This is a genomic window from Sutterella sp. (assembly GCF_052272535.1).
Lineage (GTDB): Bacteria > Pseudomonadota > Gammaproteobacteria > Burkholderiales > Burkholderiaceae_F > Sutterella.
Map to the genome: position 1 here is coordinate 1 of NZ_DAVZJY010000009.1, position 24,345 is coordinate 24,345.

At 67.9% G+C, this 24,345-nt stretch carries 23 protein-coding genes and 1 tRNA gene; 9 read left to right on the plus strand and 15 right to left on the minus strand.

What is annotated here, in order from left to right:
* The first annotated feature begins 126 nt into the window (after nucleotides 1-126).
* The 3 genes from modA (at nucleotide 127) to modC (ending at nucleotide 2,895) form a co-directional block, all read left to right on the plus strand.
* Entirely contained in the window at nucleotides 127-885 is a 759-nt protein-coding gene (gene modA, locus ACT6Y9_RS01265; protein ID WP_443743231.1) for a molybdate ABC transporter substrate-binding protein, read from the plus strand.
* A 197-nt stretch (nucleotides 886-1,082) separates the two neighbouring features.
* Nucleotides 1,083-1,775 carry a molybdate ABC transporter permease subunit gene (gene modB, locus ACT6Y9_RS01270; protein ID WP_295476867.1) on the plus strand — a complete coding sequence of 231 codons (693 nt, stop codon included), beginning with the start codon at nucleotides 1,083-1,085 and terminating at the stop codon, nucleotides 1,773-1,775.
* Nucleotides 1,776-1,794: 19 nt separating this feature from the next.
* Nucleotides 1,795-2,895, plus strand: coding sequence for a molybdenum ABC transporter ATP-binding protein (modC, locus tag ACT6Y9_RS01275; protein WP_443743232.1), 1,101 nt, complete (start codon nucleotides 1,795-1,797; stop codon nucleotides 2,893-2,895).
* A 129-nt stretch (nucleotides 2,896-3,024) separates the two neighbouring features.
* Here modC and purB read toward each other — a convergent pair whose 3' ends face one another.
* Nucleotides 3,025-4,392 (minus strand): adenylosuccinate lyase, encoded by a 1,368-nt coding sequence (gene purB, locus ACT6Y9_RS01280; RefSeq protein WP_443743233.1) that lies wholly within the window; start codon nucleotides 4,390-4,392, stop codon nucleotides 3,025-3,027.
* Nucleotides 4,393-4,654: 262 nt separating this feature from the next.
* On the opposite strand from purB, the gene ACT6Y9_RS01285 reads away from it, so the two are divergent.
* Together ACT6Y9_RS01285 and ACT6Y9_RS01290 are read left to right on the plus strand one after the other, a co-directional pair.
* Nucleotides 4,655-6,463, plus strand: a complete 1,809-nt coding sequence (locus ACT6Y9_RS01285) for an aryl-sulfate sulfotransferase (RefSeq protein WP_295476861.1) — start codon at nucleotides 4,655-4,657, stop codon at nucleotides 6,461-6,463.
* Between the two features lie 269 nt (nucleotides 6,464-6,732).
* Nucleotides 6,733-7,284, plus strand: a complete 552-nt coding sequence (locus ACT6Y9_RS01290) for a Spy/CpxP family protein refolding chaperone (RefSeq protein WP_443743234.1) — start codon at nucleotides 6,733-6,735, stop codon at nucleotides 7,282-7,284.
* Between the two features lie 116 nt (nucleotides 7,285-7,400).
* Here ACT6Y9_RS01290 and ACT6Y9_RS01295 read toward each other — a convergent pair whose 3' ends face one another.
* Entirely contained in the window at nucleotides 7,401-8,108 is a 708-nt protein-coding gene (locus ACT6Y9_RS01295) for a response regulator transcription factor (RefSeq protein ID WP_443743235.1), read from the minus strand.
* 178 nt (nucleotides 8,109-8,286) lie between these two features.
* Between ACT6Y9_RS01295 and ACT6Y9_RS01300 the strand changes: the two genes are divergently transcribed.
* Nucleotides 8,287-9,357 (plus strand): DUF72 domain-containing protein, encoded by a 1,071-nt coding sequence (locus tag ACT6Y9_RS01300; protein ID WP_443743236.1) that lies wholly within the window; start codon nucleotides 8,287-8,289, stop codon nucleotides 9,355-9,357.
* A gap of 4 nt (nucleotides 9,358-9,361) precedes the next feature.
* Here the strand turns inward: ACT6Y9_RS01300 and ACT6Y9_RS01305 are convergent, their stop codons facing one another.
* Nucleotides 9,362-9,907, minus strand: coding sequence for a nitroreductase family protein (locus ACT6Y9_RS01305; protein WP_443743237.1), 546 nt, complete (start codon nucleotides 9,905-9,907; stop codon nucleotides 9,362-9,364).
* 204 nt (nucleotides 9,908-10,111) lie between these two features.
* On the opposite strand from ACT6Y9_RS01305, the gene ACT6Y9_RS01310 reads away from it, so the two are divergent.
* A complete protein-coding gene (locus ACT6Y9_RS01310) occupies nucleotides 10,112-10,759 on the plus strand; it encodes a cyclase family protein (RefSeq protein WP_443743238.1) in 648 nt (215 codons plus the stop codon).
* Between the two features lie 68 nt (nucleotides 10,760-10,827).
* Nucleotides 10,828-11,283 (plus strand): acyl-CoA thioesterase, encoded by a 456-nt coding sequence (locus ACT6Y9_RS01315; RefSeq protein ID WP_295476849.1) that lies wholly within the window; start codon nucleotides 10,828-10,830, stop codon nucleotides 11,281-11,283.
* Between the two features lie 4 nt (nucleotides 11,284-11,287).
* Here the strand turns inward: ACT6Y9_RS01315 and murI are convergent, their stop codons facing one another.
* The 11 genes from murI to tsaE form a co-directional block, all read right to left on the minus strand.
* Nucleotides 11,288-12,106, minus strand: coding sequence for a glutamate racemase (murI, locus tag ACT6Y9_RS01320; protein ID WP_443743239.1), 819 nt, complete (start codon nucleotides 12,104-12,106; stop codon nucleotides 11,288-11,290).
* A gap of 19 nt (nucleotides 12,107-12,125) precedes the next feature.
* Complete coding sequence (locus ACT6Y9_RS01325; RefSeq protein ID WP_295476845.1) at nucleotides 12,126-13,037, minus strand: DMT family transporter; 912 nt, start codon at nucleotides 13,035-13,037, stop codon at nucleotides 12,126-12,128.
* Between the two features lie 26 nt (nucleotides 13,038-13,063).
* Entirely contained in the window at nucleotides 13,064-13,417 is a 354-nt protein-coding gene (locus ACT6Y9_RS01330) for an ArsC/Spx/MgsR family protein (RefSeq protein WP_295476843.1), read from the minus strand.
* Nucleotides 13,418-13,493: 76 nt separating this feature from the next.
* Nucleotides 13,494-14,495: an L-threonylcarbamoyladenylate synthase gene (locus ACT6Y9_RS01335; protein WP_443743240.1), complete on the minus strand. Its 1,002-nt coding sequence runs from the start codon at nucleotides 14,493-14,495 to the stop codon at nucleotides 13,494-13,496.
* The gene (locus ACT6Y9_RS01340) at nucleotides 14,492-15,673 is read right to left on the minus strand and encodes a 5-(carboxyamino)imidazole ribonucleotide synthase (RefSeq protein ID WP_295476839.1); all 1,182 of its coding nucleotides are present in this window, start codon (nucleotides 15,671-15,673) and stop codon (nucleotides 14,492-14,494) included. Before ACT6Y9_RS01340 ends, ACT6Y9_RS01335 begins: the two co-directional genes overlap by 4 nt.
* A gap of 23 nt (nucleotides 15,674-15,696) precedes the next feature.
* Nucleotides 15,697-16,209, minus strand: a complete 513-nt coding sequence (gene purE / locus ACT6Y9_RS01345) for a 5-(carboxyamino)imidazole ribonucleotide mutase (RefSeq protein ID WP_443743241.1) — start codon at nucleotides 16,207-16,209, stop codon at nucleotides 15,697-15,699.
* Nucleotides 16,210-16,319: 110 nt separating this feature from the next.
* The gene (locus ACT6Y9_RS01350) at nucleotides 16,320-17,213 is read right to left on the minus strand and encodes a phosphoribosylaminoimidazolesuccinocarboxamide synthase (protein ID WP_443743242.1); all 894 of its coding nucleotides are present in this window, start codon (nucleotides 17,211-17,213) and stop codon (nucleotides 16,320-16,322) included.
* A gap of 121 nt (nucleotides 17,214-17,334) precedes the next feature.
* Nucleotides 17,335-17,748 carry a diacylglycerol kinase gene (locus ACT6Y9_RS01355; protein WP_295476832.1) on the minus strand — a complete coding sequence of 138 codons (414 nt, stop codon included), beginning with the start codon at nucleotides 17,746-17,748 and terminating at the stop codon, nucleotides 17,335-17,337.
* Nucleotides 17,749-17,848: 100 nt separating this feature from the next.
* A complete protein-coding gene (gene fba, locus ACT6Y9_RS01360) occupies nucleotides 17,849-18,913 on the minus strand; it encodes a class II fructose-bisphosphate aldolase (protein WP_295476830.1) in 1,065 nt (354 codons plus the stop codon).
* A 195-nt stretch (nucleotides 18,914-19,108) separates the two neighbouring features.
* Entirely contained in the window at nucleotides 19,109-20,461 is a 1,353-nt protein-coding gene (locus ACT6Y9_RS01365) for an N-acetylmuramoyl-L-alanine amidase (protein ID WP_443743243.1), read from the minus strand.
* Nucleotides 20,443-20,949 (minus strand): tRNA (adenosine(37)-N6)-threonylcarbamoyltransferase complex ATPase subunit type 1 TsaE, encoded by a 507-nt coding sequence (gene tsaE / locus ACT6Y9_RS01370; RefSeq protein ID WP_295476826.1) that lies wholly within the window; start codon nucleotides 20,947-20,949, stop codon nucleotides 20,443-20,445. The genes ACT6Y9_RS01365 and tsaE overlap by 19 nt, the downstream gene beginning before the upstream one ends.
* A 271-nt stretch (nucleotides 20,950-21,220) precedes the next feature.
* Between tsaE and ACT6Y9_RS01375 the strand changes: the two genes are divergently transcribed.
* Nucleotides 21,221-21,296: transfer RNA gene (locus ACT6Y9_RS01375), tRNA-Thr, on the plus strand.
* 166 nt (nucleotides 21,297-21,462) lie between these two features.
* On the opposite strand, the gene ACT6Y9_RS01380 is transcribed toward ACT6Y9_RS01375, so the two are convergent.
* On the minus strand, nucleotides 21,463-23,970 hold the full coding sequence (locus ACT6Y9_RS01380; protein ID WP_443743244.1) for a DUF748 domain-containing protein: 2,508 nt from the start codon (nucleotides 23,968-23,970) through the stop codon (nucleotides 21,463-21,465).
* Nucleotides 23,971-24,345 lie beyond the last annotated feature (375 nt).

Consider the following 24,345-nt stretch of genomic DNA (forward strand, 5'->3'; position numbering starts at 1 on the left):
ATTCTGATAAAGAATAGCGCTCCCTTTTGAGGGAGGGTGCATCCGCGCTTCCGATTTTATTTCGTCCCGCTCGGGCCGCCTGCGTCGCGCGGCAAGTACCGGGACGCCTTTAGGGGATATGAGCAAATGAAGAAGACTCTCACGGCCGTCGCCGTCATCGCCTGCGCCGCCTTCTCGGTGAGCGCCGAAGAAGTGCACGTCGCCGTCGCCGCGAACTTCACCGCTCCCGCGAAGGATCTGCAGCCGATTTATGAGAAGGCCACGGGCGACAAGCTCGTCCTCTCCTTCGGCGCGACGGGCGCCTTCTACGCCCAGATCAAGAACGGCGCTCCGTTCGACGTGCTCCTCGCCGCCGACGCGAAGACCCCCGCCAAGGCCGTCACGGAAGGCTACGGTGTCGCCGGCTCCACCTACACCTACGCCGTGGGCAAGCTCGTTCTCTGGTCGGCCGACGCCAACCTCGTGAAGAACGACGTCACCGCAGCTCTGAAGTCCGCCGACGTGAAGCACGTCGCCATCGCCAACTCGAAGCTCGCCCCCTACGGCGAAGCCGCCTGCCAGACCCTCAAGTCCCTCGGCCTTGAGTCGGCCGTCGAAGGCAAGACCGTGATCGGCGACAACATCGGCAAGACCTACCAGTTCGTCAAGACGGGCAACGCGGAAGCGGGCTTCATCGCCCTCTCGCAGTGCTTCAAGGGCGGCAAGTTCACCTCCGGTTCGGGCTACGTGATCCCGCAGGAGCTCTACGGCGAGATCAAGCAGGACGCCGTTCTGCTCAAGGCCGGTGAGAAGAACGAAGGCGCCAAGCGCTTCCTGAAGTTCCTCAGGGAAAGCCAGGCTGCGACGGACGTGCGCACCGCCTACGGCTACGGCACGGCCAATTAATTCCGACAACTCCCGCCGGAGCGCGCCCGCATGCTGGCGGAGGCGCTCCGCAGGGGAAACGATTTCCACGCGTTCTTGAGACGGACGCTTTTCTCCGGAGGGAACCCAAACGTTCTCCCCAGTTTTTTCTTTTCCTTTCCGGGGGCGCTTCCGCGAGGAACCGCCCCTCCAACCCTCATTGCAAAGATCTCTCTCTCATGGACTGGCTCCTCGATTTGGTGGGCGGCATCTCGCTCGAGCCCGTCGAGCTCTCGCTTGAGCTCGCCGCGGTCACGACCTGCGTGCTCCTCGTGCTCGGCCTGCCGCTCTCCTGGTGGCTCGCCCGCGGCAGAAGCCGCTGGTGCCCGGTGGTGAACGCGGTGGTGACCCTCCCGCTCGTGCTGCCGCCCTCGGTACTCGGCTTCTACATTCTCGTGGCCCTCGGGCCCCACGGTCCGCTCGGCATGCTCACCGAGTCGCTCGGCCTCGGCGTGCTGAACTTCAGCTTCCCCGGGCTCGTGATCGGCTCGGTCGTCTATTCGCTGCCCTTCATGGTGCAGCCCCTCGTCACGGCGTTCGAGGGCATCGGCGAGCGGCCGATGGAGGTGGCGGCGACGCTGCGTTGCCGGCCCTTCGACGCCTTCGTGAACGTCGTGATGCCCCTCGCGCGTCCGGGCATCATCACCGGCATCCTGATGACCTTCGCCCACACGATCGGCGAATTCGGCGTGGTGCTCATGATCGGCGGCAACATTCCCGGGAAGACCCAGGTCGTCTCGACGGAGATCTACACGCACGTCGAGGCGATGGAGTACGCCAAAGCCCACGTGCTCGCGGGCGGCATGCTGATCTTCAGCTTCATCGTCCTCATGAGCCTCAACCTTCTCAACAAGCGCCGCGACGCGCAGTGATTCCCAGGGGAGAAATCCGATGTCGGAACTTCATTTCGGCGAAGTGCGCCTCTCGCTCGCCCGCAGCACGGGCTTCACACTTGAGGCGGATCTGCGCATTCCGAGCGAGGGGATCACGGTGCTCTTCGGCCCCTCGGGCTGCGGCAAGACCACGGTGCTCCGGTGCGTCGCGGGCCTCGAGCGCGCCCACGGCATCGTGCGCATCGGCAACGAAGTTTGGCAGGACGACGACAAGGGCGTCTTCCGCCCGACCTACGAGCGCAGCCTTGGGTACGTCTTTCAGGAGGCGAGCCTCTTCGCGCACCTCAACGTTGAGAAGAACCTCACCTTCGGGCTCGAGCGCACGAAGGTGAAGGACGGCCGCGAGCGCCTCGCCAAGGCCGTGGAGCTCCTCGGCATCGGGCATCTGCTCGGACGGCGCGTCTCGCAGCTCTCCGGCGGCGAGCGGCAGCGCTGCGCGATCGCGCGCGCGCTCTGCCTCCGCCCGGACATCCTGCTCATGGACGAGCCCCTCGCGGCCCTCGACTACGCGAGAAAGCGCGAGATTCTGCCTTGGCTCGAGAAGCTGCGCGGGGAGCTGCGCGTGCCGATCCTCTACGTCACGCATTCTGCCGACGAAATGACGCGGCTCGCCGACGAACTCGTCGTCATGCAGGAGGGGAAGGTGCGCGCCGCGGGACCGCTCGCCGAGGTTCTCGGCAACGTCAAGGTGCCCGTCGAAACCGAGTACGGCGCCTCGGCCGTCCTCCGGGGCCGCGTCAAGTCCGTCTCCGACGTCTGGCGCTCGGCCGTGGTCGCCGCGGACGGCTGGAGGGTCGAGGCGGTCGCCGCGGGCTTCGGCGTCGGGGCGGACGTTCGTCTGCGCATCCTCGCGCGCGACGTGAGCCTTGCGTTGGACAAGCCCGTGGGCCTCTCGATCCGCAACGCCCTTCCGGCGGTGGTCGAGGAGCTCGGCGCCCCCTGTGGTCCCGAAGGCGCCTACCTCACGGTGAAGCTCAAGGCGCGCTCGGGCGAAGGCCGCATCCTCGCGCGGGTGCTGCGCGAGTCCGCCGCGGAGCTCGGCCTCGCGCCGGGCCTTTCCGTTTGGGCGCTCGTGAAGGCCGTGGCGGTGATCGTCTGACCCGACGCTCCGCCCGTAGAAACGACGAAGGGCAGGCGTTCCCCGACGCGGGGAGCTCCCGCCCTTCGGTTCTTCCGGGCGTTCTCACGCCCGCCGGGAGCGGCGGACGCGGGGACGCCGGGGAGGGAATCAACAGCGGCGGGCGAGCTCGCGGGCCTTGCCGATGTAGGTCGCCGGGGTGAGCGCCATCAGGCGGGCCTTGGCGTCCTCGGGGATCTCGAGATTGTTGATGAAGGTGCGGATCGTCTCTTCGTTGATGCCGTCCTTGCCGCGGGTGAGGGCCTTGAGCTGCTCGTAGGGGTGCGGCACGCCGTAGCGGCGCATCACGGTCTGCACGGCTTCGGCGAGGACCTCCCAGGCCGCGTCGAGGTCGCGGGCGATCATCGCCTCGTTCACCTGGAGCTTGCCGAGGCCGCGCTCGAGGGCGCTGTAGCCGACGAAGGCGTAGCCGAAGGCGACGCCGAGGTTGCGCAGCACCGTCGAGTCGGTGAGGTCGCGCTGCCAGCGCGAGATCGGCAGCTTCCCGGCGAGGTGCCCGAAGACGGCGTTGGCGAGGCCGAGGTTGCCTTCGGAATTCTCGAAGTCGATCGGGTTCACCTTGTGCGGCATCGTCGAGGAGCCGACTTCGCCCTCCTTGAGCTTCTGGCGGAAGAAGTGCATGGAGATGTAGCCCCAGACGTCGCGGTCGAAGTCGATGAGGATCGTGTTGGCGCGCTCGATCTGCATGAAGAGCTCGGCCATGTAGTCGTGCGGCTCGATCTGGATCGTGTGCGTGTTGAAGACCGCGCCGAGACGCTCCTCAACGACCTTCTTCGAGAAGGCCTCCCAGTCGAAGTCCGGGTAGGCGATCAGGTGGGCGTTGTAGTTGCCCACGGCGCCGTTCATCTTGGCGTAGATCTTCACGTTCTCGATCGCCTCGATCACGCGGCCGAGACGCACGGCGACGTTGGCGAACTCCTTGCCGACCGTGGTGGGCGAGGCCGTCTGGCCGTGGGTGCGCGAGAGCATCGAGATGTCGGCCCAGGCGTGGGCGTAGCCGGCGATGATGCCGTGGAGCTTCTTGAGGAAGGCGACGAGCTCGGTGCGGCCGCGCATCAGCATGAGCGCGTGGCTCGTGTTGTTGATGTCCTCGGACGTGCAGGCGAAGTGCACGAACTCGGCGGCGTTCTTGAGCTCCTCGTCGTGCGCGACCTGAGCCTTGATCCAGTACTCGACCGCCTTCACGTCGTGGTTCGTGGTCTTCTCGATCTCCTTGACGGCTTCGCAGTCCTCGGTGGAGAAGTTGTCCGCGAGGCCGCGCAGGAAGGCCTTGCCGTGGTCCGAGAGGTGCGGCAGCTCAGCGAAGCCCGCCTCCGAGAGGGCGATGAGCCACTCGACCTCGACGCGCACGCGCGCGTTCATGAAGGCGTATTCGGAGAAGATCCCGCGCAGGGGATCGCACTGGCGGGAATAACGGCCGTCAAGGGGAGAAAGGGCGGTGAGGGGATTGAGCGCCATGGACGTGAAGCCTCCGGAGCGTGTGGATGGTGGGATCTGTTTTGCGGGCGGTCCGCCGGATCAGGGATCTTCCTGATCCCGACGCCCGGAAAGTGCGCGCATTTTAAGACAGCCGCCGCTCCCGGGGGCGGCCGCGGGCCCTTCATCTTCAGCTCTGGCGAAGACGCGGGACCGATAATCGAATGAGCCCGGGCCGGAGGAGCGTCTGACGCGCCCTCAGGCGCCGGCGCGAAAAACAGTCCTCACCCAAAGGAGACCCGTCATGCCCCAGTTCCAACGCCGCAGCCTCGTGCGCGCACTCGGCGCCGCCCTCATTCTCGCCTCGCCCGCGGCCTCCTTCGCCGTCGGCGGCCCGAGCGGCATGCAGGTCAACTTCGAGCGGCAGGGCGATCTCGGTGAGGTGGTCGTGAATCCCTACGACATCGCGCCCCTCACCGCCGTGATCCGCAACGGCGGCGAGGTGCTCGAGCGCGCGCACGTGCGCGTCGTGCCGAAGAAGGGCGGCGTCGAGATCGCCTACGACGTCGGCCCCGTGTCGCTGCGCACCTACGGCGGCATCCCCGTCTTCGGGCTCTATCCGGAGCACCTCAACGAGGTCGAGGTGAGCTGGCGCAAGCGCACCGCCTCGGGCCCGGTCGAGAAGACCGAGACCTACCGCATCTGGACGCCGCCCGTCTACCTCGATCCCTCGTGGACCCACGGACGCCCGGTGAAGACCTTCGAGACGAAGGTCGTGAAGGCCGCTCCCGAGGATCTGCGCGGCCGGCTCTACCTCATCAACAATCTGCTGCCCGAGTCGCCCAAGGGCAGCCGCGCCGTCTGGAACAACCCCTCGGGCGGGGCGTTGCAGTGGAACAACTACCCGCAGAACGCCGTCCTCGACACGACGGGCGAGGTGCGCTGGTACCTCGAGCCCTCTCGGATCTACGACCCGCGCAGCCTCAACCGCGCCGGCATCATGATGGGGTTCCACCAGAACCCGGACGGCGCGCTCAGCTGGGGCTACGGGCAGCGCTACGTGAAGTACGACCTGATGGGGCGCGGTGTCTTCGACCGGCCGCTCCCGGACGGCTACGCCGACTTCAGCCACGCCATGGCGGTGGGGCCCGACGGGCGCTACTTCCTGCGCGTCGCTTCCGCAGACCTGAAGCGCCCCGACGGCTCGCACGTGCACACGGTGCGCGACGTCGTGATCGAGGTGGACCGCGACGGGCGGGTGCTCGACGAATGGCGCCTCTTCGAGATCCTCGACCCGAACCGCAGCATCGTGTTGAAGTCGATCGACCAGGGGGCGGTGTGCCTCAACGTTGACCTCGCGCAGTCGGGCAAGACCCTCTCGGCCGAGCAGATCGCGCGGCTCGACGCCAGGAACGCCTTCGGCGACATCTCGGGCACCGGGGCCGGCCGCAACTGGGCGCACGTCAATTCCGTCGACTACGACCCGACGGACGACTCGATCATCGTGAGCTCGCGCCACCAGTCGGCCGTGATCAAGATCGGCCGCGACAAGCGCGTGAAGTGGATCCTCGGCGCGCCGAACGGCTGGACCGGGGAGCTCAAGGACAAGGTCCTCACGCCGGTGGACGCCGCCGGCAGGCCCATCCCCTGCCGCATCGGCCGGTGCGAGGGGCGCTTCGACTGGACCTGGACGCAGCATACGGGCTGGAAGGTGAAGGAGCTCTCCCGCCCGGGCGTCTCCGTCGTGACGGTCTTCGACAACGGCGACGGGCGCGGCTTCTCCCAGCCCGAGAACCCGAAGGACAAGTACAGCCGCGCGGTGATGTACTCGATCGACGAGCAGAAGGGCACGGTCGAGCAGCTCTGGGAGTACGGTCGCGAGCGCGGCCACGAGCTCTACAGCGCCATCACCTCCTCGGTTGAGTACGAGGCCGACCGCGACACCCTTGTGGTTTACTGGGCCTCGATCGGCGTGCAGGAGAAGACCGGCGTCAACCCCGTGCTCACCGAATTCCGCCGCGGCGGCGCCGAACCCGTCTTCGAAATGCGCATTTTGGGCTCCATGGGCTACCGCGCGACGGTGGTGGACCCCGCGAAGGCCTTCAATCCGTAGCGAATGCAAAAGTTGTTTCCGGGCGGGATGAGTGAACAGTTGTTCGCGCACTCCCGCCGGGACGGGGATCCCGAGGCCCGGACCCCGTCGGACGCCCGGAACTTTCTGCAACATGCGCTAACAGACGGGAATATGCGCTAAGGAACCTCTCAGGAACGGACCGCTAAAGTCCACTTCATCAAGACCGGAGCGGTGCTCCTTCCGATCCGGCGCTTGGTGGGCCGCGGCCCCCTTGAAGCACGCCGCTCCGTCACAGTTAGAGAGAAGAAATGAAGAAGAGCCACAAGATCATCGCTTCCCTGACCGCCCTCGGCGCGCTCTGCGTCGCCGGCGCCGCGGTCGCCGCCCCCTGGCATCACGGTGAGGACGCGCCCCGCGGCGACGCCCCGTGCGCGGGCTACTCCGCCGAAGACGTGCGCGCCGCGGGCTGGGCCTCGATGGAGAGAATCCTCACGCTCAAGCCCGAGCAGCAGGCCGCCTGGAAGGCCTACGTTGAGGCGCGCACCGCGCTCGATCAGATGCCGGGCGCAAAGTTCGACAAGCCCGCTGTGGACGTGCAGACGCGCCTTGAGCGCCGCGCGCAGGTCGCCAAGATCCGTGCGGATCTTCTCGGCAAGACCGCGGCGGCCCGCGCCGAGCTCTTCAAGGCGCTTTCGCCCGAGCAGAAGTACGTGCTCGAGAGCTACGAGCTCATGCATTCCGGTCACGGAATGCGCGGCGGCGACAAGCCGCGCGTCCCACAGGGCTTCCACGGTCCGCGCGGCTTCGGCCCGGGCCACAACCCCCAGTGCCCGGCGGGCGGCGAGTGCCCGGCCCGCTGACGGCGTGAAGCGCCGGCCATGAAGAAGGCCGCCCGATGCGGGATTCCCGCGGGGCGGCCTTTTTGTGTCGGAGCGCCGCTTCCGGGGCGCTCCGGGAATGAGAGCGGAGAAGCCGGTCAGGACGACGTCGCCGCGCTCGCGTTGATCGCGCGCTCGAGCGCGGACTGATCGAGTTCGTCGAACTGCGCCGAGAGAAGGTTCCCGTCCGAAGTCTGGGTGAGTTCGTAGAGGAGCCGGATCGGCGCGGCGTTGCCGAGCTTGCGGCCGATGTGGGCACGGTGCACTTCGACCGTGCGCTGCGAGAGGTTGAGGAGCTGCGCGATGTCGCCGTTCCTCAGTCCCTGGCAGACGAGGATGAAGATCTGCTTCTCGCGGCGCGAGAGCGTCTCGAAGAGCCGCATCAGGAGGTTGCGGCGCGCAAGCCGCACCGAGCGCCTCAGGCCCTTTTCGACCGCTTCAGTGAGTTCGTCCGGATCGACGGGCTTCTCGAGGAAGCTTACGGCTCCGTTCTCCATCGCCCGCACGGCCGTGCGGATGTCGGACTGCTGCGCGAGGAAGATCACCGAAATGGGGCTCTTCAGAGCAGCGAGCTCGGCCTGCACGCCGCGCGCGCCGGCGTTCGCCATGCGTTCGGCGACGACGAGGCAACCCGGATGATCGAGGTCGGCCCGGGCGAGGAAGGTCTGCACGGAGGGGAAGCTCGCCGTCTCGAAGCGCGGCTTGAGGGCGAAGGAGAGCGACACGCGCACGTCGTCGTCGTCCACAACCCAGACGGAGCCCTGCTGTTCGATCGGGACGGCGGCGGCGCCTGAAAGGGCGGGCATTTCTAACGTTTGATCCACGTGCGGAGACTCCAAAATAAGGGGATGAATGTCTTAAGGATTGTAGCCGGACGCATTTTGCCGCGGCTATATTGAAGGAAGCCGATTCCTGAAGGAAAACCCGCTCCCGCTTGGCGCCCGCTCGGCCCGGCGAGTCGGGGTTTTCCGCTCCGCCGCCATGATGGACGCTCCACAACTCTTCGACGACGCGCCGCCGGAAAACGGGCCGGTGCTCCCGCAGCCGCCCGATGAGGCGCTGCGCGCGCTCGCCGCGCGGCTGCCGCGCACGGTGCGGCTCGGCACCTCCACGTGGAACTTTCCCGGTTGGCGCGGCATCGTCTGGAGCCGCGGGAGCGCCCTTGAGCACCTCGCCTCGGAGGGGCTCCCCGCCTACAGCGCCTCGCCCATCCTCCGCACCGTCGGGCTCGACCGGAACTTCTACCGGGCGCTCTCCGTCGGGGCCTTCGCGCGCTTCGCCGCGCAGGTGCCCGAAGACTTCCGCTTTCTCGTGAAGGCGCCCCGCGAGGTGACCGACCCCTGCACGCGAAACGACCGCGGCGCGGCGACGGGCGTCAATCCGCTGTTCCTCAATCCGCACGCGGCCGTGGAGAAGTTCCTCGGGCCCGCGCGGCTCGGACTCGGCGCCAAGGCCGGTCCGCTCGTCTTTCAGTTTTCGCCCGTGCCGCATCCGGAGCTGCGCACGAACGAGGCGCGCATCGCCCTGACCGAACGGATCGGGGACTTCTTTGAGGCGCTGCGCGCGCCCGCGGACGGACTTCTCCTCGCGGCGGAGTTCCGCAACTACGAGCTTCTCACGCCGCGCATGGTGAAGCGCCTCAAGGCCGCGGGGGTGCGCCCCGTGGTGGGGCTGCACCCGGCGATGCCCGGCATCCGCCGGCAGACCGAGGCGTTGCGCTACTGCGACGCGCCCGAATCGACCGGGGGCGACTGGCGGTTGGCCGGTCCGCTCGTCGTGCGGTGGTCGCTCGCCGCGCACCAGTTCTACGACACGGCGAAGACCGCCTGGGCGCCCTTTGGCGCCGTGCGCGCCGCCGATCCGGCGACCCGCGCCCTCATCGCCTCGCTCATCGCGCGCGCGGCGCGCAGCGGCGTCGAGAGCTACCTCGTCGTCAACAACAAGGCCGAGGGGTGCGCGCCCGTCACGGTGCGCCGCATCGCCGAGATCACGGACCGGATCCTGGAGGAGGACCGGCCCGTCGCGTCCGGGAGAAGCGCGGCCGGAATGCGCTGAGGCGCTACCAGACCGAGAGGAGCGACGCCGTCTCGGGGCGCGGCTCCGGGCTTTTGCCCATTTCGCCGCAGAGCACGAACCCGAGCAGGCGTTCGGTCTTCGGGTCGAAGAGCCCTTCGGGGTCGGCGATCTCGCGCGTCGTGAGCGTCATCGCGCCGACGCCCTCGGCCCAGAGGACGTTGAGGAAGTTCGTGAGGGCGCCGCCCGCGGTCATCAGGTTCTCCATGTCCATGAAGCGCGGCCAGTCGGCCTGGGGCTTCGGGCCGATGAGGACGATGCAGCAGGCGCCCTTCAGGGCCTTGCTTCGGGCGCGCTCGCGCATCGTCTGGTCGGCGTCCGCGGGGAGCGCCTTCTCAAAGACGTCGGCGAGCTTTTCGCGGGAGACCACCTTCACGAAGCGCACCGGGTAGGCCGGGTTGTGCGAGGGGGCCGAGCGGGCGGCGCGCACGGCCGCCTCGAGGACTTCGTCGGAGGGCGCGGCGGAGAGCTGCGCCTTCGGGCGCACGGAGCGGCGCTCCGCGATCAGACGGGCGAATTCAGGATTCTGCATGACTCTACCTATAAGGATGAGGAGCGGCTCAAATGTCGCGGCGGAAGGTCCTGCGCCGCTCCGGATAGTTGTTGGTGAGTATAGGAAGCGCCCGGGCGGGAGCCCTAGAATCCAATGCAAAGTTCCATCAGCAATTGTTGCCGCGAGGCGCCCGCAGGGGAGCCCGTCCGCGGCGCAATGCCCTTTTTGATGAAGGATCCCGACATGACGCAGCGCCGCATCTGGGACATCACGCCGCCTCTCGGCCGTCTCACGCCCGCCTTCCCCGGCGACACGCCCTTCCAGGTCTGCTGGAGCGAGCGCATCGCGGACGGCGCCGCGGCGAACGTCTCGACGCTCACCTTTTCGCCCCACGTCGGCGCGCACGCCGATGCGCCGCTGCACCTCGACGGGGGAGCGGCGGACGCCGCGTCCCTGCGGCTCGAGACCTTCATCGGGCGCTGCCTCGTCGTGGACCTCTCCGACGAGCAGACGCCAGACCCGATCGGACCGGAGGCGCTCGGCGCCGCCGCCACGCTGCCGCCGCGAATCCTCTTCAAGACCCGCAGGCACCACCCCCGGCAGTGGACGCCGGAGTTCCGCGCCCTGAAGCCGCAGCTCATCCGCCACCTCGCCACCGAGGGCGTGGGACTGATCGGCGTCGATGCGCCGAGCATCGACCCCGCGGAAAGCGCGCTCCTCGTGGCGCACCGCATCGCGCTCTCAAACCGCATGGCGATCCTCGAGAACCTCGATCTTTCGGGCGTCGAGGCGGGCGAATATGAGCTCATCGCCCTGCCGCTCCCCCTCGAAGGCGTCGAGGCGAGCCCCGTGCGCGCCGTTCTGCGCGCGCTCGTTCCGGGCGGCGCCTGAGCGGAGCAGACGGTATTCTTCTTCACTCCCCCAAACCCTCAACCCCACACACTCCCCCGAGCACATTCATGCCTCATCAGGTCTATGAGCAGCCCGTGCGCATTCACTTCGGTGACTGCGACCCCGCGGGCATCGTCTATCACCCCTCCTACTACAAGATCCTCAACGAACTGCACGAAGACTTCCTGCGCGACGTCGCCGACGTGGGGTTCATCGAAATCAAGAAGTACGGCGTGGGCTTCCCCCTCGTCGGCGTGAGGACGGACTTCGTCGCGCCCTCGCGTCCGGGCGACGTGCTCGAGGGCCGCGTCTGGCTCGAGAAGCTCGGAGCCTCCTCGGTGCGCTTCGCGCTCACGCTCTCCAAGGACGGGGAGCTGCGCGTGAAGTGCGCGCAGACGATGGTCTGCGTCAGGCTTGACCACGAGGGAAACTTCGTGAAGAGCGATATTCCGGAGCAAATCCGCCGGGCCTTCTCGGCCTACCTCGTCGAGCCCGGCGACCCGCTTCTCGAATTCCGCGGCTGAGGCCTCAGGCGAGTTCAAGCAGCTCCGGGCGCCCCGGCCAGAGGCTCCGGAGCACGGCCTCGCGCGCCGGATTCGCGCCCGTCGCGTAGAAGACGGTCGGGTCGGCGGCGGCGGGCGCTTCGCGCGAGAGAAGGTCGAGGAAGGCGAGCCGGCGCTCGAGCTGCTCGGCCACCGCGGGCGCGGGGTCGATGAGGTGCGCTCCCGGCGCACGGCGCGCGATCGCCGGTGCGAGGAACGGGTAGTGCGTGCAGCCGAGCACGATCTCGTCGGCGCCCGCGCGGACCATCGGGTCCACGTAGAGGGCGAGCAGACGCTCGACCTCGGGCGAGCCGAAATCGCCGCGCTCTACGCACTCCATGAGCCCGGGGCAGGGCTGGTCGATCACGTGGATCGGCATCGGGCGCGAGACCTGCGCCCAGTCGAGGGCGCGCTCCTTCACGCGCGCGTACTTTTCGCTCGCGATCGTGCGCGAGGTGGCGAGCACCCCGATCGTGCCGCTGCGGGTGTGGCGCACGGCGGGAAAGACCGCCGGCTCGATGCCGATGATCGGCATCGGGAGGAGCGCCCGGAAGCGCCGCACGCCCACGGCCGTCGCCGTGTTGCACGCGAAGACGAGGGCCTTGACGCGCTGGGCGACGAGAAAGCTGATGATGCGGCCGAGCCGCTCGAGGATGTACGCCTCGTCGCGGTCGCCGTAAGGCGCATAGGCGCAGTCGGCGGCGAAGACGATGCGCTCGGCGGGCAGCCTCGCGCGCACCGCGCGCGCGACCGACAGACCGCCGAACCCCGAGTCGAGGATGCCGATGGGAAGGTCGGAGGGCATGGTGGGGGGCGCCTTTCAGTCAGTGTTTGGCGGCTTCGGCGCGGATGCGCTTTGCCTCGGTGATGAGGATGCCCGCGACGATGAGCGCGCCGCCCGTGACGCCCCAGAACCCGAGCCGTTCGCCGGCGAACCACCCGATCAGGGCGGCGAAGACGCTCTCGAGCGCGAAGATCACCGCGGCCTGTGCGGGCGGCACGAACTTCTGCCCCCAGGCGAGGAGGAGCTGCGCGCAGCAGAGGATGACGGCGAGCCAGCCGACGGAGAGAACGAGTTCGGGGGTGAACGTCGTGGGCTCGAGCGGCAGCCCCGCGGCGTGCGCGAGAAGCGTCCCCGCACCGGCGAAGAGCGTGACGAAGAGGATCTGCACGAAGGCGATCTCGCGCGCTCGGCAGTAGGGCGCGAAGCGCCCCATCAGGATGATCTCGAAGGCGGAGAGGAAGGCCGAGGCGATCGTCGCCCACTCGCCCCAGCTGCTCCGGAAGGAGAGCGAGAACGGGTCGGCGAGGAGCGCGAGCCCGGCGAAGGCCGTGAGCGCGCCGGCGAAGGCGAAGCCGTCGGGGCGGCGTCCGGCCATCGCCCAGAAGAGGAAGGGCGTGATCGGCACGTAGAGCGCCGTGAGAAACCCCGACGTGGACGAGAGGATCGTCATCAGCCCGGCGTGGTTGAGGAGGTAGGACGCATAGATCACCGTCGCGCAGACGGCGCCCATGCGCCACGTCCGGGCCGGGATCCGCAGCACCTGTCCGCGCAGGAGCGCGAGCACGAGGAGCGTCCCCGCGCCGAAGCGCAGGAAGACGAGCGTGAAGGGATCGGTCGAATGAAGCGCCTCTGCGACCGTGATGAAGGAGCTCCCCCAGAAGGCCGTGGCGGCGACGAGGGCGAGGAAGGGAAGCGCCGAGCGGGTGCGCTCGAGAAGCATGGGCTGCGTCACGAAGGCCGTTCCTTGGGTGCTTCGCTTCAGCGGGCAAGCGTCGCCCAGAGCGCCTCGTCGACGCCGCAGGTGACGGTGCCGTCCGCCCAGACGATCACGGGGCGCTTGATGAGGAGCGGCGAGGAGAGCATGAGCGTGCGCAGCATCGCGGGATTGACCTTCGCGGCGGCGCGCAGATCCGCGTCGAGTTTGCGCCAGGTCTGCCCGGCCGTGTTGGCGAGCTTTTCGGCGGGAACAAACTTGAGCCACCCGTCGAGGAGCGCCTCCGAGGGCGCCTCGGTGCGGAAGTTGTGGAACGTGAACTCCACGCCTTCGGCGCGCGCCCAGGCGAGCGCCTTCTTCACCGACCCGCAGGTCGGAATGCCGTAGATTTCGATCATTTCCTTCTCTCCAGAAGCATGAATCGGGGAGGCGCCGTGCCGCTCCTCCCCGGAAGAAGTTCCGCCCGAAGCGCGCTCAGGCGGTCGCGCGCCCGAGGCGGTCGTCCACCGCCGCCCATTCAGGGGCGTCGGAGGGCCGCGCGATCAGGATGCGGTCGGCGCCCGCGGCGTCGAGCTCATGGAGCGCTTCGTAGAGAAACGCTCCGTAGGCGGAGACGTCTTCGGGTGCGGCGACGAAGCGCTTGACGGCGGGAAGCGCCGCGCGCAGCACCTCAGGCGCCATCACGGCGAGCGCGAGCCCTTCGGCAGAGAGTTCGCGCGCCCGTTCGGCGAGGGCTTCGGGCGCCACGAGCTCCGCCTTGGTGCGCGGCGCGTAGTGGCTCTTGAGCCGCCCCGAGGCGCGCGGAGCGTCCGCGCCCGCATCGGGCACGGGGCGCCCGAGCGTCTCCTCGAGCATGGCGCGGGTGACGACGCCGTGACGCAGGATCTCGGGCCGCGCGCCCGAGAGGTTCACCATCGTGGATTCGATGCCGAATTCGCACGGGCCTCCGTCGAGGATGAGGTCGAGCTTGCCCGAGGGCTTCTCGCCGAGGTCTTCGCGCACGTGCCGCGCGCACGACGGACTGATGCGTCCGAAGGAGTTGCACGAGGGGGCGGTGAGTCCGCGGTGCGTCGGGCCCGAGAAGGCCGAGATGAGCGCGTGCGCCCAGGGGTGCGAGGGGCAGCGCAGCGCCACCGTGTCCTGCCCGCCCGTCACCCAGAGGCCGCAGCGCGGCTTCTTCTTGAGGACGATCGTCAGCGGCCCGGGCCAGTAGCGCCGGGCGAGGAGCTCGGCTTCGGGCGTCGACTCCGCCCACCAGGCGATGTCCTCAGGGCCCGCGACGTGCACGATGAGCGGGTGGTTGCGCGGCCGTCCCTTGGCGTCGTAGGTGGCGTTCACCGCCGACTCCTGGTCGGCGTCGGCGGCGAGCCCGTAGACCGTTTCGGTCGGCATGGCGACGAGTCCGCCCGCTTCGAGCACGCGCACGGCGCGCTCGATCTCGACCGGATCGACCGGCGGCGTGAGGTTCTTCGTCATTGCGTGAGCTCTTCGGCGAAGGGAAGATCGAGGATGCGGGCCGCTTCGTGAGCCCGTTCGAGGGCTTCGGCCTGCGTGGCCCCCAGCACCGTCACGTGGCCCATCTTGCGGGCGCGGCGCGCCTCGGCCTTGCCGTAGAGGTGGAGCTTCACGCCCGGGAGCGCGAGCAGCTTCTCCCAGGAGGGCGTCACGTGAGCGTCCTTCTCGTCGAACCAGAGGTCGCCGAGGAGGTTGAGCATCACGGCCGGGGCGATCTGCGTGGTGTCGCCCAAGGGGAGCCCCGCCATCGCGCGCACCTGCTCCTCGTACTGGGAGGTGGCGCACGCCTCGATCGTCGCGTGGCCGGAGTTGTGGGGGCGGGGCGCGAGTTCATTTGCGAGCACCGTGCCGTCCTCGAGGACGAAGAGCTCGACGCAGAGCACGCCCACGTAGTGCAGGTGGTCGGCGATGCTGCGGGCGAACGCCTGCGCCTTTTCGGCGAGCGCGGCGTCGATGCGCGCGGGCATCACGGTGTAGGCGAGGATGCCGTTCCGGTGGTGGTTCTCGCAGACCGGGAAGACGCGGCTCTCGCCCTGCGGATTGCGGCAGATGATCACCGACACTTCGGTCTTGAGCGCGAGGCGCTTCTCAAGGACGCAGTCCGTGCGGCCGAACTTCTCCCAGGCAGCGAGCGCTTCGGCGCGGTCGGCGACGCGCGCCTGGCCCTTGCCGTCGTAGCCGAGCCGGGCGGTCTTCAGGATGCCGGGGAAGAGGTCCTCGGAGAGCGCCTCGACGTCGGCGGCGGTGCGCACGGCGCGGTGCGGGGCCGTCGGCACCCCGGCGCTTTCGATGAAGGCCTTCTCGACGTTGCGGTCCTGCGTGGCGGCGACCGCGTCGGCGTGCGGCGCGGTGACGACGCCCGCCTCGGCGAGGCGCTTCAGGCTCCCGGCCGGGACGTTCTCAAACTCCGTCGTCACGGCGGCGACGCGGCGGGCGAGCTCGTCGAGGCCGTCGGCGGCGTCGTAGGCCGCGGCGATCTGCGCCGAGGAGACTTCGCCCGCGGGCGAAGGCGCATGGGGTTCGAGCACGACGACGTGGTAGCCCATGCGGGCGGCCGCTTCGGAGAACATGCGTCCGAGCTGGCCGCCGCCCAAGAGGCCGAGCGTCGCGCCCGGCAGAAGCGTGCGGGGAGTGGTCATCTTCAGAAGTCTCCTTCAGGGAATCAGGCGAGCGTCTCGAGGGGCAGCGTCATCGCGCGGGCCTTGGCGTTCTGCGCGATGCGGAAGTCCGCGAGGCGGCGCAAGAGACCGGCGTCCGTGAGCGCGAGAATCTGGCAGGCGTAGAGCGCGGCGTTGGCGGCGCCGGCCTCGCCGATCGCGAAGGTCGCGACCGGAACGCCCTTGGGCATCTGCACGATCGAGTGGAGGCTGTCCACGCCGCGCAGATACTTCGAAGGCACGGGCACGCCGCACACGGGGAGCGTGCACTTGGCGGCGAGCATGCCGGGAAGGTGCGCCGCACCGCCTGCGCCCGCAATGATCACGCGGATGCCGCGTTCGGCCGCCTTCTCGGCGTACTCGAACATTTCATCGGGCATGCGGTGCGCGCTCACGACGCGCGCTTCGAAGGGGACGCCGAAGTCCTTGAGCATCTGGGCGGCGTTCTTCATCACCTCCCAGTCGGAGTTGCTGCCCATCAGAATGCCGACGAGGGGAGTCTGGGTGCTCTGATCCATGGTGTTCATTTGGAGAAAAAACGGTTCTCTGGAAAACGCCCGGCCGCCGGACTCCGGTGAGGGAGAGCGGCGGCCGCGGGTGTCGGATTGTAGGAGCCGGGAGGGTCCGGTTACGGCTCGATGTCCGTGCCGGTCAGACGGCGAAGCGCCTCGCGGTACTTGTCGGCCGTCTTCTCGATCACCTCGGCGGGAATCTTCGGAGCGGGCGGACGCTTGTTCCAGGGCTGGGTTTCAAGCCAGTCGCGGATGTACTGCTTGTCGAAGCTCTTCGGGGACGTGCCGACCTCGTAGGAGTCGGCCGGCCAGAAGCGGCTCGAATCGGGCGTGAGGACTTCGTCCATCAGGAGGACGTTGCCGTTCTCGTCAAGGCCGAACTCGAACTTCGTGTCGGCGATGATGATGCCCTTCGTGAGGGCGTACTCGGAGGCGCGCTTGTAGAGCTCGAGGGTGGCGTTCTTGATCGTGCTCGCGACCTTCTCGCCGTACATCTCAACGACGCGGTCGTAGGAGATGTTTTCGTCGTGCGTGCCGAGCTCGGCCTTGGCGGCCGGGGTGAAGATCGGCTCGGGGAGCTTTTCGGCCTGGCGCAGGCCCGCCGGGAGCTTGATGCCGCAGACTTCGCCGGTCGCCTGGTAGTCCTTCCATCCGCCGCCGATGATGTAGCCGCGCGCGACGCACTCGATGAGGATCGGCTTGAGGCGCTTGCAGACGACGGCGCGGCCGTCGACCTGGGGTATCTCCTCGGGCTTGACGACCGTCTTCGGATCGATGCCGGTGAGGTGGTTCGGAATCACGTCCTTGAGCTTTTCGAACCAGAAGTTCGTGAGCGCGGTGAGGACCTTGCCCTTGCCGGGGATCGGGTCGCCGAGGATCACGTCGAAGGCCGAGATGCGGTCGCTCGCGACCTGCAGAAGCTTGTCGGAGCCCACTTCGTAGCAGTCGCGGACCTTGCCGCTGTAGATCTGCTTGAGGGACGGAATGTTCGTCTTGGAAAGACCGGGCATTGGAAATTGCCTCCCCTGAAGGGTGAAAGAAAAAAGGTCGTCGAAACGATGATTTTAAGGGTGCCGCGGGCGGCCCGCTCCCGGCGGGCCGGTGAAACCACCCAACGCGGTTTGCGCTCGCTCAGCCCGCAAGAAGGCGCCAGAGCGCGGGCAGGGCGATGAAGGCCCAGGCGACGCCGCCCATGATGAGGGCGAAGAGCACGGCGGCGCTGCCCATGTCCTTCGCGCGCCCCGCGAGCGGATGGATCTCCATGCCGATGCGGTCCACCACCGCCTCGACGGCGGAGTTGAGGATCTCGACCAGCAGCAGGAAGAGCACCGAATTGATGAGGATCACCTTCTCGAGGAGCGTCACGGGCAGCAGCAGCGCCACGGGAATGAGGACGAGGGCGAGCAGGCACTCCTCGCGGAAGGCCGCTTCGTGCGTGAAGCCCGCGCGGATGCCCTGCCAGGAGTAGCGCGTGGCGTTGAGGAGGCGCCGCAGCCCCTTCTTGCCCTTGAGCGCCTCGGCGGAGGATGGGTTCTTCTCAGTCATGAAGATTGCAGCCGGAGAGTGACGAAAAGGCGCGCCCCCGGGAAGCGTTGGAGAGCTTCCGAAGTGCGCGCCTGGGCATTTATCTTGCGAACGGGGCGGATCAGATCACGTTCTGGCGCAGCGTGCCGTCGGCGTACTTCGCCGCGATCTTCTCGAGCGCAATGGGCTTGATCTTCGCGCCCTGACCTTCGCAGCCGAAGGCGAGGTAGCGCGAGCGGCAGAGCTCCTTGGCGGCGTTGCGGGCGGCCTTGAGGTAGCCGCGCGGATCAAAGGCGGAGGGATTTTCGACGAGGTAGCGGCGCATCGCGGCCGTCATCGCCAGGCGAATGTCGGTGTCGATGTTCACCTTGCGCACGCCGTGCTGAATGGCCTTCTGAATCTCCTCGACGGGCACGCCGTAGGTTTCGCGCATGTCGCCGCCGAACTCGCGGATCTCGGCGAGGTACTCCTGCGGCACGGACGAGGAGCCGTGCATCACGAGGTGGGTGTTGGGCAGACGGGCGTGGATCTCCTTCACGCGGTCGATCGAGAGGATCTCGCCGGTGGGGCGGCGCGTGAACTTGTAGGCGCCGTGCGAGGTGCCGATCGCGATCGCGAGGGCGTCGATCTGCGTGATGCGCGCAAACTCGGCCGCCTGGTCCGGATCCGTGAGGAGCTGGTCGCGGGTCATCGTGGCATCCGTGCCGTGCCCGTCCTCCTTGTCGCCGCGCATCGTCTCGAGCGAGCCGAGGCAGCCGATCTCGCCTTCGACCGAAACGCCGATGCAGTGGGCCATCTCGACCACGCGGCGCGTGACGTCCACGTTGTACTCGTAGGTGGAGATGGTCTTGCCGTCGCTCATGAGCGAGCCGTCCATCATCACCGAGGTGAAGCCCGAGCGGATGGCGCCCTGGCAGACCGCCGGGCTCTGGCCGTGGTCCTGGTGCATGCAGACGGGAACGTCCGGATAGGCTTCAACGGCCGCCTCGATCAGGTGGCGCAGAAACGACTCGCCGGCGTACTTGCGCGCGCCCGCGGAGGCCTGCATGATCACCGGCGCGCCGACTTCGCTCGCCGCGGCCATGATGGCCTGAACCTGCTCGAGGTTGTTGACGTTGAAGGCGGGAATGCCGTAGCCGTTTTCAGCTGCGTGGTCGAGCAGCTGGCGCATGGAAACAAGAGCCATTGCGTTTCACTCCAAGGATGGAAATGGACGGTCGCGCCCGCGGCTCCGGAGGTCCCGCCGCCCCCGCGTTTGGGCGGGGAGGCGCCTCGACGGAGGCTCCGTGTTGACCGGAGCGGGCGCGCCGCTCAGAGGTTTGAGATGTGCGCATTGTAATGGCCGGGGGCGGTCCCGGTCGAGGCGCTCCGAATGGGGCCCTCAGCCCTGGCGCGTGAGGGTTTTGTCGGCTGCGAGCTGCTTCTTGATCCCGGTGAGGATCGCCTGCGCGAGCTTCTGTTGGTGCGAGGCGTTCTTGAGGAGCTGCTCCTCGGTCGGGTTGGAGATGAACGCCGTCTCGACGAGGATCGAGGGGATGCCCTGGCCCTTCAGCACGGCGAAGCCCGCCTGCTCGACGCGGCCCTTGTGGAGCTTGTTCACGTCGGCGAGCTCCTGGAGCACGGCCGAGCCGAGCCCGAGGCTGTAGCTGATCGTCCAGGACGAGGTCATGTCCACGAGCACGCTCGCCACCTGCTTGTTGACGGTCGTGATGTTCACGCCGCCGATCAGGTCGGATTCGTTCTGGCTCTTCGCGAGCCAGCGGGCCGCCGCGGACGTGGCGCCCTTCTGCGAGAGCGCGAAGACCGAGGAGCCGCGTGCGGTGCTCTTCACCCAGGCGTCGGCGTGGATGCTCACGAGGAGGTGCGCACGCACGCGCCGCGCGATCGCGACGCGCCCGCCGAGGCTCACGAAGTGGTCGGAGTTGCGCGTCATCACCGCCTTCATGCCGGGCTCCTTCCCGATCAGGGCGACAAGGCGCCGCGCGATCTGCAGCACCACCGTCTTCTCCTGGGTCCGGCGGCGCCCGATCGCGCCCGGATCCTCGCCGCCGTGGCCCGGATCAATCACGATCACGACGGTGTCGTCGTCGGACTTCTTCGCGGAGCTCTTGGCGGTCTGCGCGGGCTTGCTCGGGGCGGTCTTCGCCGGGAGGCTGCTTCCGGTCTGGGGCTTCGCGCCGCCCGAAGATGGCGTCGTGAGGCCCGCGAGGACGTCTCCCAGGGGATCGGCCGCAGCACCCGAGTTGATCAGGTCGCCCGCGTCCGAGGTGTCCTCCGAACCCGAAAGGATCCGCCCGATCGCGTCGCGCGGATGCGCCGGGTAGACGTCGAAGACGAGGCGGTACTTGTAGTTCGCGAAGGGCTTGAGCAGAAAGACCTCGGGCTTTACGTCGGTCTTCAAGTCCATTACGAGGCGCAGCACGCCGGGCTTGAACTGCCCGATGCGCATCGCGCCGATGTACGGATCGTCGGGCTTCACGTCGGCGATCAGGCGCTTCACGCGCTCGGTGAGCGCGAGTCCTTCGATGTCGATCACGAGCCGGATGGGCGAGCCCGAGCGCAGCATGAAGTGCTTGAACTTGAGCGGAACGTCCGTTTCGATTGTGACGCGCGTGTACTCCTCGGCGGGCCACATGCGCACGTTGACGAGCTTCGCCCCTTCGGCGATCTGCCAGGGGGCGAGCGAAAAGAGCAGCGTGCCGCCCGCGGCGGCGATCAGACGGCGCCGTTCCATGCCTTCCTCAGTCCTTCGAGCACTACTTCGCCGGCGGGGGTGGCGGCCCGCACCTCGATCACGCGCCCGAGCCCTTCGGGCGCGAGCGCGACGATCAGGTCTGCGGGCGGCAGAAACGGTTCGGCGCGCACGCTCCACTCGGTCGCGCAGACGCGCCCCGGCCCGAACTCCTCGGAAAAGCCCGCGTCATCGAACTCCTCGGGCGTCTCGAACCGGTAGAAGTCGAAGTGGTTGAAGACGAACCCGGCAAGCGCGTAGGTCTCGAGGAGCGTGAAGGTCGGGCTCTTCACCGGGCCCGACCAGCCGAGCGCACGGAGCGCCGCACGCACGAGGCTCGTCTTCCCCGCGCCGAGATCTCCTTCGAGGCGCAGAGCGAGCCCCGCGCCGTCGATTTCAGGCTTCGCTTCGGTAAGCGCCCGGGCGAGCGCGCCGCCCATGCGGTCGGTGTCCTCGGGGGAGGGAAGTCGGGCGGTTAGGGGTTCGGTCACGAATCGGCCTCACGGGAGAGCGCGTTGATGGAGGGCGTCCGCTTCGGGCGGGCGCGGAAACTTATCATTCTAAGCGGCCCGCGGGGACGCCCGCACACCGGGAGTGAGGTCCGCCGAGGTCGTCCGGGCCGAACCGCGCGGCGGTGCGGACGGGTGGAGGATTGCGACTGAACGTAACAAAATGTAAATCACTCTTGCCGTTCCGGTTTTTCATCTGCATAATTCACCTCCTCCGATCCCGAGGCTGAGCAAGCTTCGAAGATCGAGAGATGCCGGTGTAGCTCAGCTGGTAGAGCAGCGCATTCGTAATGCGAAGGTCGGGAGTTCAAATCTCTTCTCCGGCACCACGAATTCAAACCCGAATCGTTCAAGGACGATTCGGGTTTTTTGCTGTCCGGGGACCGACGGCCGATGAAGGCCGCCTCAGCTTTGTTTTGTCCCATCCGCCGGTCAATCAAGCCCGGCGCACCGAGCTCCCGCTCCGGCGGGCGGCCGGGGCGGGAGGAGCGGAGGCTACTTCGAGGCGGCGTTGAGCTTCGCCCCGACCGACGAGGAGAGCTTCTCGAGGATGAGGCCGCCCAACGAGGCTTCACTGACGCCCGCGGCGGAGAACTTGCCGTTCTCGTAGCGGATGTTCTCAAGGACGATCGAGCCCGAGAGCTTCCCGGAGTACTTTTCGATCTTCTCGGCGGACTTCTCCCGGCCGGTGAGCGAGGAGATGAGCGAGGCGATGCCGGCGATCTCGCGCACGGCCTTCGTCTGCTTCTCGGCGGGCTGGTCGATTTCGGCCTTCGCCACGACGAGGTGGAGCGGTTCGGTGGTCTCGAGATCCACCCCGGTGAGGGAGGCCTTCCTCCAGCTCATGAGGCCGGCGCCGGAAGCGGTCGTGAGGTCGAGGCCGGTGAGCGAAAGGTCGCCCTTCCAACCGGCGACGGTCTTCTCCTTCACGGTCTTCAGCGAGAGGCGTCCCGTCGAGTCGATGGAGCCGCCCTTCGCGCCCACGCCCGCGTACGCGGTCATGAGGCTCGAGAAGGGCTTGAGTCCGATCTGCGAGCCCTTCACCTCCAGGTCGGCCGCAAGGGGCGAGATCCCGACCTTGCCCGCGGCGGCGAGCGACCCGCCGCCGAGCCCGCTCGTGAGGTTCAGCGTGCCGAGGCTGTCCTTCGCCGAGGAGAGGTTCTTCACGACGACGTTGAGCTTCGGGACTTCGGCCGAGGCGACGGGCCTCACGGATTCGTCGCGCAAGCGCAGCGTACCGTTCGTGACGGAGGCTTCGCCCACCTTCCAGCTCCACGCTGCGCCGGCGCCCTGCGCTTTGGCGCTCTTCGCCGCCTCCGCCTTCTTCCCGTCGCCGGAGGAGGCGCCGCCGAGCTCGGCGAAGTTGAGGCCCTTCTTCGTCATTACGGCGTTCACGAGGGGGCTCGCGACCAAAATGAGCGAAACATCGGCCGAGCGCTTCGCGGTGTCCACGCCGGCGAGCTTCACCGTGACGGTCTTCGCGCTCGCCATCGTGGTCTGTCCTCGGCGCAGAAGCAGGTCGGAGACGGTCGCCGACCCGGAGGCCTTGGCGCTCCCGCCCCCCACGTCCGCCTTGACGTCGAACGCGATCCCCGCGCGCAGGTCCGCGCCGAGGGCCGCCTTCACGTACGGTGCCGCGGCGTTCAACGTGAGCCGCGAGCCGCGGACCGCCGCGGCAACCGCGAGCGGAGCGGGCGCGACCGTGCCCGACGCCTCGACGTGCCCGCCGAGGGCGTCCGCGGCGACCGTGAAGGATCCCGCATGGTTCTTTTCAGACGACAGGTCCTTCACCGTGACGTTGAGGTTCGAGAGCCCCAGCTTCGCCGCGGGGCTCACCGTCGCGTCCGACCAGGAGAGGTCGGCGTTCGTGAGCGAGGCGGAGGCGACGCGCCACGACCAGGCGGCGTCCGGGCCGGAGCTCGAGCCCGAGGCGGGTTCGGCGCTGCCCGACTTGGCCGCCGGGCTCCCCGAGACCGATTCGACCGCCTCGAGGAGATTGATGCCGGACTTCGTCTTCGCCGCGCGGACCTTGAGTCCGGAAACCGTGACGTTCTGCACTACCGCCTTCCTGCCGACGAGGTCCACTTCGCCCACCGTCACGTCCGCTTTCGGGAGCGTGACGAGCGCGGCGCCCTTGTGCGTCACCGAAACATCCGTGAGCGTGGTGCGCCCCGAGAGGAGCATCTTCGCGGGCTTGCCGCCCGTGGGATTGCGGAAGATGAAGTTGAGGTCGCTCGAGAGCTTGGCGCCCGCGACTTTGAGCTTGTCGCCCTGCAGTGCGGGCACGAGGCGCGCGAGCGCGGCGACGTCGAGCGAGGAGATCTTGAGGTTGAGCTGCGCCTCAAGCGTGGTACCGAAGGGCTTCGTCGAACCCGTCGCCTCGATGGGCGAGCCGTTGAGCTTCAGCGAAAGCTCCGGCGTCACGAGACTCTCGCTCGAACTTTCCATCGTCGAGACGAAGGGCAGCTTCACCGTGAGGTTGGTGACCGACTCGTCGATCCCGGTGGCCTTGTCCTGATAGCGCAGGGACGAATTGGTGAGCGAGATGTTGTAGAGCGCGAACTTCGGCAGCCCCGACGAGCCTCCGGAGGCCGACCCCGAGGACTTCGCCCCCGCATCGCCGGAGCCGCCCGTGAGCCGCTCGAAGTCCTTTTTGTTCTTTTCGTTCATGACGGCGTTCACCTGAAGGCCGTCGATCGTGACCTCATCGAGAACCGGAGCGAGCTTGAAGAGCGTCTGCGAAGAGGCGTCGATGCGCAGGAGCGCGAGCTTGAGGAGCGGCTCGGAGCCGGTCTCGGGAATCTCGAGCCCCTTGATCTCATACACCCAGGTCCAGGGATTGAAGGTGACGTCCTTGAGCGTGACGGTGCGGCCGAGCATTTCGGACGCCGTCTTCTCCACGACCGTTCGCGTCGCATAAGGCACGCCGACGTAGCCCGCGGCGGCGTAGAGCGCGACGGCGACTGCGGCGGCGCAGGCGGTGAACTTGAGAACCTTTGCCATGGAAATAACGCCTCCCGTAAGGAGATGAATCAGCTGATTCATCCATTATCGGTTGGCCGGAGCGGAGAGGAATCGAAATTTGACGGGGGGTTTCAATTTCGGACGCTCGTGCGCCCATCGCCCCGGACGCGGTCCGCACTCCCGCAATGCTTGAAGGCGGGGCGCCGGGGAGGCGCAGCGGCCGAGTCGGCGCCACAGATCCTCCATGACGCTAGGGCTATCCCGGATGCCTCCGAAAGTGCTAGGCATTAGGATCTAATAACAAAGAAAAGCATTGCGCAATCAATTTCTTAGAACACAAGCGCAGTGAGGAGAACAACATGACCAAAAAACCGGCCTCGCGCAAGCCCCGTCCTTCAGGGCGAGGTTAGCGAG

Excerpts from the sequence above, each read along its gene's own strand:
- purB (WP_443743233.1), bottom strand. The coding sequence starts at position 4,392 with ATGGCGCTCAATCCCCTCACCGCCCTTTCTCCCCTTGACGGCCGTTAT.
- ACT6Y9_RS01365 (WP_443743243.1), bottom strand. The coding sequence starts at position 20,461 with ATGGAACGGCGCCGTCTGATCGCCGCCGCGGGCGGCACGCTGCTCTTT.
- modA (WP_443743231.1), top strand. The coding sequence starts at position 127 with ATGAAGAAGACTCTCACGGCCGTCGCCGTCATCGCCTGCGCCGCCTTC.
- modB (WP_295476867.1), top strand. The coding sequence starts at position 1,083 with ATGGACTGGCTCCTCGATTTGGTGGGCGGCATCTCGCTCGAGCCCGTC.
- ACT6Y9_RS01350 (WP_443743242.1), bottom strand. The coding sequence starts at position 17,213 with ATGCCCGGTCTTTCCAAGACGAACATTCCGTCCCTCAAGCAGATCTAC.
- ACT6Y9_RS01285 (WP_295476861.1), top strand. The coding sequence starts at position 4,655 with ATGCCCCAGTTCCAACGCCGCAGCCTCGTGCGCGCACTCGGCGCCGCC.
- ACT6Y9_RS01380 (WP_443743244.1), bottom strand. The coding sequence starts at position 23,970 with ATGGCAAAGGTTCTCAAGTTCACCGCCTGCGCCGCCGCAGTCGCCGTC.
- ACT6Y9_RS01300 (WP_443743236.1), top strand. The coding sequence starts at position 8,287 with ATGGACGCTCCACAACTCTTCGACGACGCGCCGCCGGAAAACGGGCCG.
- ACT6Y9_RS01330 (WP_295476843.1), bottom strand. The coding sequence starts at position 13,417 with ATGATCGAAATCTACGGCATTCCGACCTGCGGGTCGGTGAAGAAGGCG.
- ACT6Y9_RS01355 (WP_295476832.1), bottom strand. The coding sequence starts at position 17,748 with ATGACTGAGAAGAACCCATCCTCCGCCGAGGCGCTCAAGGGCAAGAAG.
- purE (WP_443743241.1), bottom strand. The coding sequence starts at position 16,209 with ATGGATCAGAGCACCCAGACTCCCCTCGTCGGCATTCTGATGGGCAGC.
- ACT6Y9_RS01315 (WP_295476849.1), top strand. The coding sequence starts at position 10,828 with ATGCCTCATCAGGTCTATGAGCAGCCCGTGCGCATTCACTTCGGTGAC.
- murI (WP_443743239.1), bottom strand. The coding sequence starts at position 12,106 with ATGCCCTCCGACCTTCCCATCGGCATCCTCGACTCGGGGTTCGGCGGT.
- ACT6Y9_RS01305 (WP_443743237.1), bottom strand. The coding sequence starts at position 9,907 with ATGCAGAATCCTGAATTCGCCCGTCTGATCGCGGAGCGCCGCTCCGTG.
- fba (WP_295476830.1), bottom strand. The coding sequence starts at position 18,913 with ATGGCTCTTGTTTCCATGCGCCAGCTGCTCGACCACGCAGCTGAAAAC.
- ACT6Y9_RS01290 (WP_443743234.1), top strand. The coding sequence starts at position 6,733 with ATGAAGAAGAGCCACAAGATCATCGCTTCCCTGACCGCCCTCGGCGCG.
- modC (WP_443743232.1), top strand. The coding sequence starts at position 1,795 with ATGTCGGAACTTCATTTCGGCGAAGTGCGCCTCTCGCTCGCCCGCAGC.
- ACT6Y9_RS01295 (WP_443743235.1), bottom strand. The coding sequence starts at position 8,108 with ATGCCCGCCCTTTCAGGCGCCGCCGCCGTCCCGATCGAACAGCAGGGC.
- ACT6Y9_RS01335 (WP_443743240.1), bottom strand. The coding sequence starts at position 14,495 with ATGACGAAGAACCTCACGCCGCCGGTCGATCCGGTCGAGATCGAGCGC.
- ACT6Y9_RS01310 (WP_443743238.1), top strand. The coding sequence starts at position 10,112 with ATGACGCAGCGCCGCATCTGGGACATCACGCCGCCTCTCGGCCGTCTC.
- ACT6Y9_RS01340 (WP_295476839.1), bottom strand. The coding sequence starts at position 15,673 with ATGACCACTCCCCGCACGCTTCTGCCGGGCGCGACGCTCGGCCTCTTG.